General features: G+C 72.8%; 8 protein-coding genes. 6 read left to right on the top strand and 2 right to left on the bottom strand.

Annotation, left to right across the window (positions count from 1 at the left end):
- Positions 1–239: 239 nt before the first annotated feature.
- On the top strand, positions 240–1,538 hold the full coding sequence (locus ABT354_RS11935; protein ID WP_351492263.1) for an acyl-CoA dehydrogenase family protein: 1,299 nt from the start codon (positions 240–242) through the stop codon (positions 1,536–1,538).
- Positions 1,535–2,077: a nitroreductase family deazaflavin-dependent oxidoreductase gene (locus ABT354_RS11930; RefSeq protein ID WP_351492261.1), complete on the top strand. Its 543-nt coding sequence runs from the start codon at positions 1,535–1,537 to the stop codon at positions 2,075–2,077. Before ABT354_RS11935 ends, ABT354_RS11930 begins: the two co-directional genes overlap by 4 nt.
- 63 nt (positions 2,078–2,140) lie before the next feature.
- Here the strand turns inward: ABT354_RS11930 and ABT354_RS11925 are convergent, their stop codons facing one another.
- The gene (locus tag ABT354_RS11925) at positions 2,141–3,034 is read right to left on the bottom strand and encodes an NAD(P)H-binding protein (protein WP_351492259.1); all 894 of its coding nucleotides are present in this window, start codon (positions 3,032–3,034) and stop codon (positions 2,141–2,143) included.
- 176 nt (positions 3,035–3,210) lie between these two features.
- Here ABT354_RS11925 and ABT354_RS11920 point away from each other — a divergent pair, with 176 nt between their 5' ends.
- The 3 genes from ABT354_RS11920 to ABT354_RS11910 all read left to right on the top strand — a co-directional run bounded on the left by ABT354_RS11920 (position 3,211) and on the right by ABT354_RS11910 (position 12,354).
- The gene (locus ABT354_RS11920) at positions 3,211–4,197 is read left to right on the top strand and encodes an AraC family transcriptional regulator (protein ID WP_351492257.1); all 987 of its coding nucleotides are present in this window, start codon (positions 3,211–3,213) and stop codon (positions 4,195–4,197) included.
- Positions 4,198–4,502: 305 nt separating this feature from the next.
- Entirely contained in the window at positions 4,503–11,351 is a 6,849-nt protein-coding gene (locus ABT354_RS11915; protein ID WP_351492254.1) for a SpaA isopeptide-forming pilin-related protein, read from the top strand.
- 262 nt (positions 11,352–11,613) lie between these two features.
- Positions 11,614–12,354 (top strand): L,D-transpeptidase, encoded by a 741-nt coding sequence (locus ABT354_RS11910; RefSeq protein ID WP_502983393.1) that lies wholly within the window; start codon positions 11,614–11,616, stop codon positions 12,352–12,354.
- Between the two features lie 57 nt (positions 12,355–12,411).
- Here the strand turns inward: ABT354_RS11910 and ABT354_RS11905 are convergent, their stop codons facing one another.
- Positions 12,412–13,059 (bottom strand): TetR family transcriptional regulator, encoded by a 648-nt coding sequence (locus tag ABT354_RS11905; protein ID WP_351492252.1) that lies wholly within the window; start codon positions 13,057–13,059, stop codon positions 12,412–12,414.
- Positions 13,060–13,429: 370 nt separating this feature from the next.
- On the opposite strand from ABT354_RS11905, the gene afsK reads away from it, so the two are divergent.
- A complete protein-coding gene (gene afsK, locus ABT354_RS11900) occupies positions 13,430–15,910 on the top strand; it encodes a protein serine/threonine kinase AfsK (protein WP_351492250.1) in 2,481 nt (826 codons plus the stop codon).
- Positions 15,911–16,077: the final 167 nt, after the last annotated feature.

Below are 16,077 nucleotides of genomic sequence, written 5' to 3'. Positions count from 1 at the left end.
GGGGTGGGGGTGAGGCGGGATCAGCCCGTCCGGCGATTGAGGACGGACCCCGGGTCGGACCGGCCCCGGGTGGACGTCCGGGGCGCCCTCCGCCCCTCGGCCTTTCCCGGTGCGGGTGCCGACCCTCCCGTGCCCCTCCCGTGCCCCCGGTGGCGGCGGCGTGCGGCCGGGGTGTCCCGGGTCTGGGCATCCGGCGCGGGGGCTTCTAACATGACGATCCGTCAGTTCCGGAGGTGTTCATGAACGACACCGCGCCCGACCCGGGCGCCCCCGCGCGGGAGATCGGCCGGACCGTGCGCGCCCTGCTCGGTGCCGAGAGCGGGCCCGACCGGGTGCGGGGCGCCGTCCTCACCCCCGACGGGTACGACCCGGCGCTGTGGCGGCGGCTCGCCGGGGAGCTGGGGGCCGTGGGGCTCACCGTCCCCGAGGACCACGGCGGGCTCGGGCGTCCGCTGCCCGAACTCGCGGCGGTCTGCGAGGAGACCGGCCGCGCCCTCGCCCCCTCGCCGCTGCTCGCCACCGCCGGGCTCGCCGTCCCCCTCGTCGACGCCCTCGGCACCCCCGGCCAGCGGGCCGGGCTGCTGCCCCGGGCCGCGCGCGGCGAGCTGATCGCCACGCTGGCCGTCCCCGGCCCGGGGCTTCCCGTCGCACTCGGTCTGACCCGCGACAACGCCCCGGGCGACTGGGCGGGCGGCGGCCGGACCGGCGGTGTGCAGGCCCGGCGGGCGCCCGACGGCGGCTGGCTGCTCTACGGGGAGGCCACCCGGGTGCTCGACGGACACACCGCCGGGCTGCTGCTGGTCGCCGCCCGCACGGGAGGCTACCCGCGCGGGCGGACCGCGCTCTTCCTGGTACGGGGCGACGCCCCCGGGCTGACCCGTACCCGCCTCACCGCGCTGGACGAGACCAGACCCCAGGCCAGGACCGAGTTCCGCGACACCCCCGCCGACCTCCTCGGGGACGGGAGCGGGGACGACACCGGCGTAACCGCCGCCCTCGCCGCCGTGGGCACCCGCCTCGCCGCCCTGCTCGCCGCCGAGGCCACCGGGACCGCCGCGAGCGCGCTGGAGCGGACGGTGGAGTACGTCCGCCGGCGCGAGCAGTTCGGCCGCCCCATCGGCTCCTTCCAGGCGGTACGCCACCGGCTCGCCGATCTCCATGTACGGGTCCGGGCCGCCCGCTCGGCGGCGTACTACGCGGCCCGGGAGCCGGACGGTGCCGCCCTGGCGCTGGCCGAGTGCCTGGAGGCGGCCCGCACGGTGACCGCCGAGGCGGTCCAGCTCCATGGCGGCATCGGCTTCACCTGGGAACACGAGGCCCAGCTGTACTTCAAGCGCGCGGCGGGCGACGACATCCTCTTCGGCCCCGTCCATCTGCTGCGCGCGCACGCCGCCGACCGGGCGGGGCTGTTCGCCGTGGAGCCGGTGGAGCCGGTGGGGTCAGTGGAGCCCGTGGCCCCTGCGGTGTCTTTGACCCCGGCGGTGCCTGTGACCCCTGCGGTGCCCGAAGCCGCCGCGTACGGGGAGGCGCTCCGATGACCGGGCTCACCCTGCGGCTGGTCCGCTCCGTCTCCTCCTCGCCCCTCTTCGCCCGCGTCGGCCCCCATGTCGTCCCCGCCGTCGACCGCTGGGTGCACCGGCTGACCCGGGGCCGGGTGCTGCCGAGCGCCCGGGCGCTGCCGGGGGCGGTGATCACCTCCCGGGGGGCCCGGAGCGGGCTGCCCCGGACCAACCCGCTGGCCTGTATGCCGGAGCGGGACGGCAGCTGGATCCTGATCGGCTCCAACTTCGGCCGTCCCCAGCACCCCGCCTGGACCGCCAACCTGCTCGCCCACCCGGAGGCGGGGATGAGCTGGCGGGGCCGGGAGTTCCGGGTCCGCGCCCGGCTGCTGGAGGGCGCCGAACGGGACGAGGTCTGGGCGCGGGCGCTGGCCTTCTGGCCGCCCTTCGCCGTCTACCAGGCCCGGGTGGAACGCCGGATCAGGATCTTCCGTCTGGTCCGCCTGCCGGACGGGCCGGAGGACGGGACCGGGGCGCCCTCCGGCAGCGGTCCGGGTGGTACGGGTGGTACGGGCTGAGCTGCGGGTCCCAGCTCCCCCGGTCCCGGCCGCCTCGGTGTGTCCGCCGGCCGCCGCGCCGCCTCACCCGAGCGACGGCGCGGAGAAGTCCGTACGGTCCGTGTACGCGGAGAACGGCCGCGCGTCCCGGCCCAGCGCCTCCCGTACCCCGTCCCCGATCGTCGCGCTGCCGTCCACGGCGATATGCCCGAAGATGCCGATGAGCAGCTCGGTGAGGTGCTCCGGGACGGCGCGGGCGGCCTGCTCCGCGCGGTACTCGTCGGCCGTGACCGGGGTGTACGTCAGCGTGCGCCCCGAGGCGAGGGAGATCGCCTCCGCCACCTCCCGCATGGTGAGCGCCACCGGCCCCGTGAGGTCGTACGCCCGCCCGGCGTGGCCGTCCTCCGTCAGCGCCAGGGCGGCCACCTCCGCCAGGTCCTCCAGGTCGACGAAGGGCTCCCGTCCCTCGCCGGTGGGGATCCTGAGATCGCCGTCGGTCAGCAGCGGGACGGCCATCCACTCGGCCTCGTGGAAGTTCTGCGAGAACCACGACGGCCGCAGCATCGTCCAGTCGAGCCCCGAGTCCTGGACGGCCCGCTCGACCGCGAGCAGGGTGCCGTCGGGGTCGGGCAGCTCCACCCAGACCCGGGCGGAGAGCAGCACCAGCCGCTCCACCCCGGCCCCGGCGGCGGCGCGGCCGAAGGCCCGTACCTCCTCGGCGGCGTCCGGGCCCTGGGAGTCCACGACATAGACGGCGCGGACGCCCGCGAGCGCGGGGCCCCAGGTGTCGGGGTCCGACCAGTCGAAGCGGATGCCCTCCGGGCCGGGGTTGCGGGAGGCGATCCGGGGGGTGACCCCGCGCGCGGCCAGTTGGGCGGCGACCCGGCGGCCGGTCTTGCCGGTCCCGCCGAGTACCAGCACGGGAGCGGCGGCGGAGGAAGGAGAGGAGGTGGAGGAAGGGGCTTCGTTCGTTGTCATGGTGATCAGTGAACCGGCCGGGTGGCGATACGGGCGATGGCTGTCACTCTCGTATCGATGTCCGATCGTCTCGTTCCACCCGATCGGACCCCGGAGCCGGACCCGGAGCCGGACCGGAGCCGGACCCCGGGTCCGGTCCCGAACCCGGTACCGGACCCGGGACTACGATCACCCCTATGGACGACGCACTCTCCGGCCTGCTGAACGGCGTCCGCCCCCAGGGTGCCCTCTTCGACCAGTCGGCGCTGGTGTCGCCCTGGGCGCTGCGGTTCGAGGACCGCACCCCGCTCGCCCTGTTCACCGTCTTCAGCGGCACCGCCTGGGTCTTCCCCGGCGGACCCGGGGGTGCCGGGGGTGCCGGCGGCTCCGAGGGGGGCGATCCCGTCCGGCTCGCGCCCGGCGATGTCGCCCTGGTCACCGGCCCGGAGCCGTACACCGTCGCCGACGGGCCCACCACCCCCGCCCTCGCTGTCTGCGACGGGGCGCAGTGCACCGGCCCGGACGGACGGCCCTTCGTCGACACCACCGGGATGTGCGCCCCCCTGCCCCTCGACCCCTGCGCCGAAACCGGCTCCACCGTGCTGCTCAAGGGCGTCTACCAGGTGCGGAGCAGTGTCTCGGAGCGGGTCCTCGCCGCGCTGCCCCGGATCGCCCTGGTCCCCGACGGGCCGCAGAGCTGCCCGCCGCTGGAGATGATCGCGCAGGAGCTGCGCCGGGATGTCCCCGGCCAGCAGGTGATCCTCGACCGGCTGCTGGATCTGCTGCTGGTGACCACCCTGCGCGAGTGGTTCGAGCGGTCCGGCCCGGCCGCCCCCGCCTGGTACCGGGCCCATGGTGACGCGATGGTCGGCCGGGCGCTGCGGCTGATGCACGGCGATCCGGCCCGGGGCTGGACGGTGGCGTCCCTCGCCGCCGCCGTCGGCGCGTCGCGCGCCCGCTTCGCCCATCGCTTCAGCGAGGTGGTGGGCCAGTCGCCCATGGCGTATCTGACCGAGTGGCGGATCTGCCGGGCCGCCGATCTGCTGGCGGCGACCGATGCCACCGTGGACGCGGTCTCCCGCCAGGTCGGCTACTCCAACGCGTACGCGCTCAGTGTCGCCTTCAAGCGGACCCGTGGGGTCCGTCCGAGTGAACACCGGAGCCTCGCCCGCGCCGCGCGATAGCGAAGGACCCTATTTCCTCGTTTACCGCTCATTCCACTCTCATTACGTATTCAAGGCATATATATCGCGCCCATCGATCGATTCCCGGGCGGGCGCCGAGCGGGCCCCGAACGATTCCCGGGTCCCTGGCGGGCGGCCGTCCCCCGATCGCCTCCCGGAGGGGATAAATCGGGCGGGCGGGTGATTGTCCGTTCTTTATTCCATTGTTAATGGAGTGTCGGCTACGCCCTTTATCTTCTGCTGTCGAGCCTGTCAAACGACTGTCAAACGATGGCCCCGACAGACCTCACAGGAGAACTCGACGCATGAGAGCATTCGTCGCGCGGTTGCGACAACGGTCATGGATGGCGTGTGCCGTCCTGGCCGCGACCGCGCCCGCACTGGCCTTCGGGCCGGGCTTGCCGACGGCCGGCGCCGCGCCGGGCGCGGAGAAGGTCACCACCGCGGAGGTACGAGCCGCGGCGCCGCTGCCGGGAGGACTCGGCCCCTGCATCCCCGGTGACTGCCCCGACCCGTACCCAGGCATCAACAACGGCCCCATCGCGGGCCGGGACGCGAACATCAATGTCTTCGCGGGCGGCAACTTCCTTGTCCGCGAGCGGGCGGCCGAAGCCGAGGGCAAGGTCGTCGTCCTCGGCAACTACGACCAGGACAAGGTCGCGGGCGGCAGCGCCATCTACAACCTCGGTGAGGTCGGCGTCGGCTCGCGGGTGCCCCCACCGCTCGGCTCGGACTGGCTCACCACCGGCGGCAGTGTCACCATCGCCGCCGGTGAGTCCCTGCTCGTCGAGGGCGGGGTGGTCCGCCATGCGGGCGCCCTCTCCGGCAATGTCGAGGGCACCACGGTCCAGGACCCCAACGCCGCCGCCCCCTACACGGCCCTGCGGGACCAGCTGACCACCTCCAGCCAGTGTTACGCGCGGAACGAGATGGGCCCCCGGCCCGCCACCGGCACCGCCGTCAACAACAACTTCGAGACGGTCCTCACCGGCGACGGAACCTCCGCTCTCCAGGTCTTCAATGTCAGCTTCAACCTGGCCAACGCCAACACCGGCGGCCAGCAGGGCATCCGCTTCGCGAACATCCCCGCGGGCGCCACGGTGCTGGTCAACATGCTCGGCGCCAACCCGCAGATCAACACCTTCAGCGGCAGCTTCGACGAGAACGACCCGCTGAACCAGCTGCGGCCCCGGCTGCTGTGGAACTTCCCCGACGCCGACACCGTGCGGCTGGTCGGCACCGGTCAGTTCCAGGGCAGTGTCCTGGTCGGCAACCCGACCTCGATGACCACCGTCACGCTTCCGGGCGTGAACGGCCGGGTCTTCTCCACCGGCTCCATCACCCACACCAGCGTCTCGGGCGGTGGCGGCGGCCAGGAGTTCCACGCGTACCCCTTCCTCGGCGACCTGCCGGACTGTGCGGTGGTCGTCCCGACCGCCCCGGTCCGGGTGCTGAAGCGGGACGCGGAGAGCCAGGACCCGCTGGCGGGCGCCGTCTTCGAGTTCTGGGAGGAGACCAATGGTGTGCCCGGTCTCCAGACCACCGGAGCCGACCCCGACACCCTGGAGCCCGGCACCTGCACCACCGGAGCCGACGGCATCTGCTCCCGTACGGTCATGCTGGGTACGTACTACTGGCGGGAAGTGACCCCACCACCCGGGTACGACCTACCGGTGAACCCGGTCTTCGGCCCGATCGTGCTCGGTCCGGGCAATGTGCCCGACGGGATCACGGTGATCGCCGACAACAGCCCCACCCCGGTGATCGGTGAGATCTTCGTCGAGAAGACGGATGCCACCACCGGTGCGCTGCTGCCGGGCGCGGTCTTCGAACTGTGGGAGGAGACCAACGGTGTGCCCGGTCTCCAGACCACCGGAGCCACCCCGGACACCCAGGTCAACGGCCCCTGTACGACCAACGCGGCCGGTGAGTGCGCGCGGATGGTGGAGGTCGGTACCTACTACTGGCGCGAGACCAGCGCACCGCCGGGGTACGACCTTCCGGCGGACCCGGTCTTCGGACCGCTGGTCCTCACCCCGGAGAACGCGCCGCTCGGCATCGGGATCACCGCCGAGAACGCGCCCACCGCGCCGGTCACCGGCGCCGTCTCGGTCGTGAAGACGGACGCGGCGACCGACACCCCGCTGGCCGGTGCCACCTTCCAGCTGTGGGAGGAGACCAACGGCGTGCCCGGTCTCCAGACCACCGGAGCCGACCCCGACACCCCGCTCGGCGGCCCGTGCACGACCGGCGCCGACGGCACCTGCACCCGTACCGTCGCGATCGGTACGTACTACTGGCAGGAGACCGCCGCACCGCCCGGGTACGACCTCCCGGTCAACCCCGTCTTCGGCCCGCTGGTCCTGACCGCGGAGAACGCCGACGACGGTGTCAGCGTCACCGCGCCGAACATCCAGACCGCCCCGGTCACCGGCGAGGTGACCGTCGTGAAGACGGACGCCAGCACCGGTGCGCTGCTGGCGGGCGCGGTGTTCGAGCTGTGGGAGGAGACCAACGGCATCGCCGGTCTCCAGACCTCCGGCACCGACCCCGACACCCAGATCAACGGCCCCTGCACCACCGGGGTCAACGGTGAGTGCTCGCAGACGGTCGCCATCGGCGCGTACTACTGGCGCGAGACCGCGGCCCCGGCGGGTTACGACCTCCCGGCGAACCCGGTCTTCGGTCCGCTCCAGCTGACCGAGGAGAACGCCGCCGACGGTGTCAGCGTCACCGCGCCGAACACCGAGACCGCGCCGGTCACCGGCAATGTCACGGTGGTCAAGCAGGACGCGACCACGGGCGACCCGCTCGCGGGCGCCGTCTTCCAGCTGTGGGAGGAGACCAACGGCGTCGCCGGTCTCCAGACCTCCGGTGCCGACCCCGACACCCTGCTCGGCGGCCCCTGCACCACCGGGGTCAACGGCCAGTGCACCCGTACCGTCCCGGTGGGGACGTACTACTGGCGCGAGACCGACGCCCCGACCGGTTACGACCTGCCCGGGAACCCGGTCTTCGGTCCGCTCGTCCTGACCAACGCGAACGCCGCCGACGGTGTCACGGTGACGGCGGAGAACACCCCGACCGCCCCCGTCACCGGCGAGGTCACCGTCGTCAAGGAGGACGCCGGTACCGGTGGTCCGCTCGCGGGCGCGACCTTCGAGCTGTGGGAGGAGACCAACGGGATCCCCGGTCTCCAGACCACGGGACTCAGCCCCGACACCCAGCTGAACGGCCCCTGCACCACGGGCGCCGACGGCGAGTGCACCCGTACGGTCCCGGTGGGCTCGTACTACTGGCGGGAGACCGCCGCACCGCCCGGCTACGACCTCCCGGCGGACCCGGTCTTCGGACCGCTCGTCCTCACCGCGGAGAACGCCGCCGACGGTGTCACCATCACCGCCCAGAACACCGCCACCGTCCCGGTCACGGGCGAGGTGACCGTCGTGAAGACGGACGCCGGTACCGGTGCGCTGCTGGCGGGTGCGGTGTTCGAGCTGTGGGAGGAGACCAACGGTGTGCCCGGTCTCCAGACCGGTGGCGCCAACCCCGACACCATGCTGCCCGGCACCTGCACCACCGGTGCCGACGGCGAGTGCTCCCGGACCGTTCCGGTGGGGACGTACTACTGGTTCGAGGACGAGGCCCCTCCGGGGTACGACCTTCCGGCGAACCCGGTCTTCGGTCCGCTCGTCCTGACCAATGAGAACGCCGCACAGGGCGTCACCGTGACGGCGGCCGACACGCCGACCGCCCCGGAGACCGGCGATGTGACGGTCATCAAGACCGATGCCGTCACGGGTGATCCGCTGGCGGGCGCGGTCTTCGAGTTCTGGGAGGAGACCAACGGTGTACCCGGTCTCCAGACCGATGGTGCCAACCCCGACACCCAGCTGAACGGGGACTGCACCACGGGCGGCACCGGCCGCTGCACCCGGACCGTTCCGGTGGGTACGTACTACTGGCGCGAGACGGAGGCCCCGGCGGGTCACGACCTTCCGGCGAACCCGGTCTTCGGACCGCTCGTCCTCACCGCCGAGAATGTCTCGCAGGGTGTGTCGGTCACGGCCCCCAACACCCCGACCGCCCCGGTCACCGGGGATGTCACGGTGGTGAAGCAGGACGCCGGTACCAGCGCGCCGCTGGCGGGCGCCGTCTTCCAGCTCTGGGAGGAGAGCAACGGCGAACCCGGTCTCCAGACCGGTGGCGCCAACCCCGACACCCTGCTCCCCGGCGCCTGCACCACCACCGCCAACGGTGAGTGCACCCGGACCGTCCCGGCCGGTACGTACTACTGGCGGGAGACCGCCGCACCGCCCGGCTACGACCTCCCGGCCGACCCGGTCTTCGGACCGCTGCGGCTGACCGCGGAGAACGCCGCCGACGGTGTGACGGTGACGGCGGACAACACGCCGACCGCCCCCGTCACCGGTGCCGTGACCGTCGTGAAGACGGACGCCACCACCGATGAGCCGCTGGCCGGCGCGACCTTCGAGCTGTGGGAGGAGACCAACGGTCTGCCCGGTCTCCAGACCGGCGGCGCCAACCCCGACACCCAGGTGAACGGTCCCTGCACCACCGGTGCCGACGGCCGCTGCACCCGGACGGTCGGCGTGGGGACGTACTACTGGCGGGAGACCGCCGCACCGCCCGGCTACGACCTCCCGGCGGACCCGGTCTTCGGACCGCTCGTCCTCACCGAGGAGAACGCCGGTACCGGTGTGACGGTGACGGCGCAGGACGCTCCCACGGCTCCGGTCATGGGCAGTGTCACCGTCGTCAAGGAGGACGCGACCACGGGTGATCCGCTCGCGGGCGCTGTCTTCCAGTTCTGGGAGGAGACCAACGGCATCGCCGGTCTCCAGACCTCCGGTGCCGACCCCGACACCCTGCTGAACGGTCCGTGCACCACCGGTGCCGACGGCCGTTGCACGCGGACCGTCGCGGTGGGTACGTACTACTGGCGCGAGACGGCCGCCCCGGACGGTTACGACCTGCCGGCGGACCCGGTCTTCGGACCGCTCGTCCTCACCGCGCAGAACGCTCCGCAGGGCGTCACCGTCACCGCCGAGAACACCGCCACGGCCCCGGTCACCGGTGCTGTCACGGTGGTCAAGGTGGACGCGACCACGAATGACCCGCTCGCGGGCGCGGTCTTCGAGTTCTGGCAGGAGACCAACGGCGTTCCCGGTCTCCAGGCCACCGGGCTCGACATCGACACCCAGCTGAACGGCCCCTGCACCACGGGTGCCGACGGCCGGTGCACGCGCACCGTTCCGGTGGGCGCGTACTACTGGCGGGAGACGGCCGCCCCGGCGGGTTACGACCTGCCGGCCAACCCGGTCTTCGGACCGCTGATCCTGACCAGCGAGAACGCATCCCAGGGTGTGACCGTGACGGCGGAGAACGCTCCGACCGCCGTGGTCACCGGTGCTGTCACGGTCGTCAAGGAGGACGCCGGTACGGGCGACCCGCTCGCCGGCGCGGTGTTCCAGCTGTGGGAGGAGACCAACGGCATCGCCGGTCTCCAGACCTCGGGCGCGGACCCGGACACCCTCCTCAACGGTCCCTGCACCACGCCCGCCGACGGTCGCTGCACCAGGACCGTTCCGGTGGGTACGTACTACTGGCGCGAGACGGCCGCCCCGGATGGCTACCAGCTTCCGGCCAACCCCGTCTTCGGACCGCTCGTCCTCACCGCGCAGAACGCTCCCACCGGAGTGACGGTGACGGCGGAGAACACGCCGACCGCCCCCGCCACCGGGAACGTGACCGTGGTGAAGGAGGACGCCGGAACGGGTGACCCGCTCGCCGGTGCGGTGTTCCAGCTGTGGGAGGAGACCAATGGTGTTCCCGGTCTCCAGGTCGACGGTGCCAACCCCGACACGCAGCTGAACGGTCCCTGCACCACCGGTGCGGACGGTCGTTGCACGCGGACGGTGCCGGTGGGTACGTACTACTGGCGGGAGACGGACGCCCCGGATGGTTATGACCTTCCGGCGAACCCCGTCTTCGGTCCGCTCGTCCTGACGAACGAGAACGCCCAGCAGGGCGTGACCGTGACCGCCGACAACACCCCGACCGCCCCGGTCACCGGTGCTGTCACGGTCGTCAAGGAGGACGCCGGTACGGGTGACCCGCTCGCCGGTGCGGTGTTCCAGCTGTGGGAGGAGACCAATGGTGTTCCCGGTCTCCAGGTCGACGGTGCCAACCCCGACACGCAGCTGAACGGTCCCTGCACCACCGGTGCCGATGGTCGTTGCACGCGGACGGTGCCGGTGGGTACGTACTACTGGCGGGAGACGGACGCCCCGGATGGTTACGACCTTCCGGCGAACCCCGTCTTCGGACCGCTCGTCCTCACCAACGAGAACGCCCAGCAGGGCGTGACCGTGACGGCGGAGAACGAGCCGACCGCCCCCGTCACCGGCGATGTGACCGTCGTGAAGACGGACGCCGGTACGGGCGCCACCCTCGCGGGCGCGGTGTTCCAGCTGTGGGAGGAGACCAACGGCATCGCCGGTCTCCAGACCGTCGGCATCAACCCGGACACCACCGTGGGCACCCCCTGCACCACCGGTGCCGACGGCCGCTGCTCCCGCACCGTGGAGACCGGTACCTACTACTGGCAGGAGACCCAGGCGCCGCCCGGGTACGACCTGCCGGCCGACCCGGTCTTCGGCCCCCTCGTCCTGACCGACGAGAACGCCTCGCGGGGTGTCACGGTCACCGCCGAGAACACCCCGACCCCCGAGGTGAAGAGCCGCATCACCCTCCACAAGACCGACGCCAAGAACGGCCGTGACCTGGCCGGCGCGGTGTTCGAGCTGTGGCGGGAGACCAATGGGATCCCGGGTCTCCAGACCTCGGGCTCGGGCGGCACCCCGTCCGACACCCCGGTCGGTGACGGCTGCGCCACGGACGACCAGGGCGTCTGCGAGTTCGACCAGCTGGCGCTGGGCGAGTACTACCTGCTGGAGACCGCCGTTCCCGAGGGGTATGTCCTCCCGGACAACCCCGTCACCGGGCCGCTGGTCCTCACCGAGGAGAACGCGGCGGAGGGCATCTCCGTCGACCTCGCCAACAAGCGCGGTGAGCCGGGCAAGCCCGGTAAGCCCGGTAAGCCCGGCAAGGGAGGCCCGGCCAAGCCCTGACCGGCCGGTCACCGATCTGCCGACCTACCGCTGAACAGCGCTGAACACCCCGGCTGACCTCAGGGAACAGCCGGAACACCCCGAGGACGCGGGGGCCCCACGGCCCCCGCGTCCTCTCCTCTGTCCTCACCTCTTCGGCCCAATGCCCAGGGCGGGCGGCGGGTACCGCTGATACCTCTGGGGTGGGGGGAACAACGGCGTACGGGAACGGGAGCGGGCCGGCACCGGCCCGGCGACCGGACGTACGGGAACGGAGTTCCGAGTGCGAGTTCGAATCGGCGGAGCGGGACGGACCGGTCCGATATCCATCCGGCGGGCGGCAACGGCGGCCCTCGCCCTGGGCGCGGCCCTGGCCCTCGTACCGGCGGCGCATCCGGCGGCCGGGGCGACCGGAGCCGACCCTTCAGCGCCCTGTACGGCCCGCACCGGCCCGTACCAGCGCCCCCTGGAGGAGTATCTGGGGCGGCCCGTCGACGGCGTCCAGTCGACGGCGGACTGTGTGGCCATCCGGGGATTCCAGCAGGCCGAGGGGATCGATCCGGCCGACGGCTACGCCCGCCTCGCCACCTACCGCTGGATGATCGCGGCCAGGGCCCGGGCCAACCCCAACGCGGCGGGCGACTGCCCGGTCCGCGGTCACCGGGTCACCTGTGTGGACCTCGACCGGCAGCTGCTGTGGGTGCAGCGGAACAGCGAGGTGCTCCTCGGCCCCGTACCGATCCGCACCGGGCGGGACTCCCAGGAGACCCGGCTGGGCTGGCACTCCATCTACTGGCGCAGCCGCGACCATGTCTCCACGATCTACGACGACGCGCCCATGCCGTACGCCCAGTTCTTCGACGGCGGACAGGCCCTGCACGGCCGCTACGACGATCTCTACGACGGCGGGGGCTCGGCGGGGTGCGTGAATCTGCGTCTGACGGACGCGGAGGAGCTGTGGGATCTGCTGGACATCGACGACCAGATCTACATCTGGGGCGTCAAGCCGGGTACGGAGGGCTGAGTACTACGGCTTCGGTAAGGCGCGGGACCCGCGGCGCTCGGGTGCGGCGGGTCCCCGCTACTTCGTCGGCTTGCGGCCCGTGATGCCCAGATGGACCAGGAGCGCGAGATTCGGCCGCAGCTCGGCCTGCTTCACACCCCAGGTGGTGAAGCCCTTCTGGTGCGAGGCCACCGCCGCCAGCATGGCGACCAGCGCCCCGGCCACCGCGGCGGGATTCACGTCCTTGTCGACCCGGCCCTTGGCCTGAAGCTCCTTCACCGCCTCCGTGAGGGAGTTGGTCACCGAATTGAGGATCTTCATACGGATCTTGTAGAACCGCTTGTCTCCCTCGGCGGCCCCCAGATCCACGACCCGCAGGATCGCGTCATGGCGGCGCCAGAAGTCGAGGAAGCCCTCGACCAGCTCCTCCGAGCTGGTCCACGCGGCCTTCCCCGCCCAGCTCCGTCCGGAGACCAGCGCGGTGAGGGATGCGCCCTCTTTGGCCATTTCCTCGGCGATTTCGAGGACCGCGCCCTCGACATCCGGGAAATACTGATAGAACGTCGCGGGGGACGTGCCCGCCTTCCGCGCCACGTCGATGACTTTGACGTCCCGGTACGGCGACGAGCTGAGCATCTCGCTGAGGCAGTCGAGCAGCTTCTGCCGCGTCGCCTGGCCACGTCGACCGGCCACCCGGCCGTCGACAGTGCGTACTTGTCCGGTCATGCCGTCAGCTTACCGAGGGGTGATCGGCGCGCGATTCGGCCGACTGCAAATGGGGTGCGCCCCACACGCGCCCCGGAGTGCGCCTCCCGGCGGACGGGCCCTCGGCCGCGCGCCCCCGACCCGGCCCCGGGATGCCCGCAACGGTGCGGATCATGCGCCCGAAAGAGGTATCTGTGCAGGTTGAAGCCGGGATGAGGGAACCGGTCCGGGTCGTGTCCCGTGCTCCTACAAGGAGGACACACGCCGATCCGCCCCCGGGTTCGCAACCACGGCCCCGGACAGGAACAATCAGGGTGGGTACCGCCACCGGGGGTCGCTGAGACCGCCGGTGACGTGAACAGGGGCCCATACGGGGAGGTGGCAGGCAGGTATGGAGCAGCTGACGCAGCACGATCCGAGACGGATCGGTCCGTTCGAGGTGCTGGGCCGGCTCGGAGCCGGTGGCATGGGGCTGGTCTATCTCGCCCGCTCGGCGTCCGGCCGCCGGGTGGCGATCAAGACCGTACGCACCGAGCTCGCCGAGGACCAGCTGTTCCGTGTCCGCTTCACCAGAGAGGTGGAGGCCGCCCGCGCGGTCAGCGGTTTCTACACCGCCGCCGTGGTGGACGCCGACCCCCGGGCGGCGGTGCCCTGGCTGGCGACCGCGTATGTCCCCGCGCCCTCTCTCGAGGAGATAGTGAACGAGTGCGGGCCGCTGCCCGGCCAGGCCGTGCGCTGGCTCGCGGCGGGGATCGCCGAGGCCCTCCAGTCCATCCATGGCGCCGGGCTGGTCCACCGCGACCTCAAGCCGTCGAATGTGCTGGTGGTCGAGGACGGGCCGCGCGTCATCGACTTCGGTATCGCCTCCGGGGTCTCCAACACCCGGCTGACGATGACCAACGTCGCCGTGGGGACCCCCGCGTACATGTCGCCCGAACAGGCCCGGGACTCACGGAGCGTGACCGGGGCGAGCGATGTCTTCTCGCTCGGCTCGACCCTGGTCTTCGCGGCGACCGGGCATGCGCCCTTCCACGGGGCCAACCCGGTCGAGACCGTCTTCATGCTGCTGCGGGAGGGACCGGACCTCACCGGGCTCCCGGAGGAGCTGCGCCCGCTGATCGAGTCCTGTATGCAGCAGGACAAGACGCGGCGGCCCTCGCCGGAGGACCTTCAGTCGCAGCTCGCGCCGCATCTCTTCGCGGCGGGGGACGACAGCGGGTCGGCGTCGGCCTGGCTGCCGGGGCGGGCGACCGCGATGATCGAGGCGCGGCGGGGCGGTGGCCGGACGGTGGCCCCCGTGGCCCCGGCGCTCCCGCCGGCGCCCGCGCTGCCCGCGCCGTCGAGACGGCGCCCCGGTCACCCGGATGTGCCGCCGATGCCGTCGTCGCCACCCGGACGTCCGGGCGACTGGGGCGGTACCGATCCCAGGACCGGGGCGCCGCTGGGCGCGCATGTGCCGCCCGCGTCGGCGCTGTCGCCGGTGCCGCCCGCGCCGCTGCCGTACGCCCACCCGGCTCCGGCGCCGCTGGCCGCCGGGCCCGGCGCCTCGGTGGTCCTGCCCGGGGTGCAGGTGCCGATCGGGCCGGGGCCGCGCGCCGCCGACCCGGCCCGGTCCCGGAGCGCCGAGGCGGGCCCGGCGACCGGCTGGATCCGGCCCCCGCTGGGCGGGCCGGGCATCGCGCCCGCGCCGCCGGTCCCCGTCCGGCCGCCGGTGCCGCCGCCCGCGTCACCGCCCGAGGTCCCCGCGCACTGGCGGCCGTGGCGCTTCCGGATGTCGAACGATGTCTGGGGCACCCCGGTGGTCGCCGGTGATCTGCTGTACATCACCTCCTTCGAGGTCCACGCGCTGGACACGGCCACCGGGCGGCGCCAGTTCAAGACCAAGGACGTGGCCTGGACGATGGCGGTCGACGGCGGCGTGATCCATGCCTCCGACGGCCCCACCGTCTACGCCCTCGACGCGACCGCCGGGCATGAGCGCTGGCGGCTCCAGGCGGATGCCTGGGTCTACTCGCTCACGGCCCGCCGGGGCACCGTCGTCACCGGCACCCGGGGCGGCGGGGTCCAGGGCTGGGAGGCGTCCAACGGCGAGAAGCTGTGGGAACTGACCGGCGCGCAGACCGACTTCGAGACGCCCGAGTCGGGGCCGGTGCTCCACGGTGACACCGTCTTCGTCTGGAAGGAGGCCCGGCTGCGGGCGCTGGAGGCGCGGACGGGGCGGGAACGCTGGTCCTACCCGGTCGGCGACGCGGCCTCCTGCGGGGGTGTGCCGGTACGGGTGTGCGCGGCGCCGGACGGCAACGCCTATATCGCCGCCGGTACGCGGGTCCTCGCGGTCGACATCGCCAGCGGGATGGTCCGCTGGCACTTCGAGGCGCCCGCGGTCTTCCTCTCCGCGCCCGCCTTCGCCCCCGGCCCGGCGGTCACCGGCGGCGGGGTCTATCTCGCGGACTACCTCGGTACGGTGTACGCGCTGGACGCGGCCACCGGCAAGGACCGCTGGCGCATCGCGACGGAGTCCCGCCAGTCGATCGAGCCGCCCCTGGTGACCGGCGGAAACGTCCATGTGGGCAGCGGCAGCGCGCTTTACACCCTGGACGCGGTCACCGGCACCCCGATGTGGCGGTTCGCCGCGGGCGGCGAGGTCATGGGCGCCCCCGTCGTCGCCGACGGCCGCCTCCACTTCGGCTCCGCGGACCATGTCCTCTACACCCTGGACGCCTCCGGGGGCCAGCTCCGCTGGAAGCTCGCCACCGGCGGCGAGATCACCGGCTCCCCGGTGGTCCGCGGCGGCGTCGTCTACGCATGCAGCAAGGACCGCTGCGTCTACGCCCTCGACGCCACCAAGGGCACGGCCACGGCCCGCCGCTGACCCCTTCCCCCGGGCCCGGCGACCCCGCCGGCCCCGGGGGCCCACTCCGCAGGCGCGGAGACGACGCGGCGCGGTTTCTGAGCCAGGAGTTCTTTGAGGGACCACCCCCGCACACGCGGGGAGAACGGGAGGCCCACCGTACCGACCCCGTCGAGGCTCCCGCGCGG

Source organism: Streptomyces sp. NPDC000594 (genome assembly GCF_040299965.1).
Taxonomy (GTDB): Bacteria; Actinomycetota; Actinomycetes; order Streptomycetales; family Streptomycetaceae; genus Streptomyces.
Note: the sequence above shows the minus strand (reverse complement) of the source record. Positions and strands in the feature narration are given on the sequence as shown.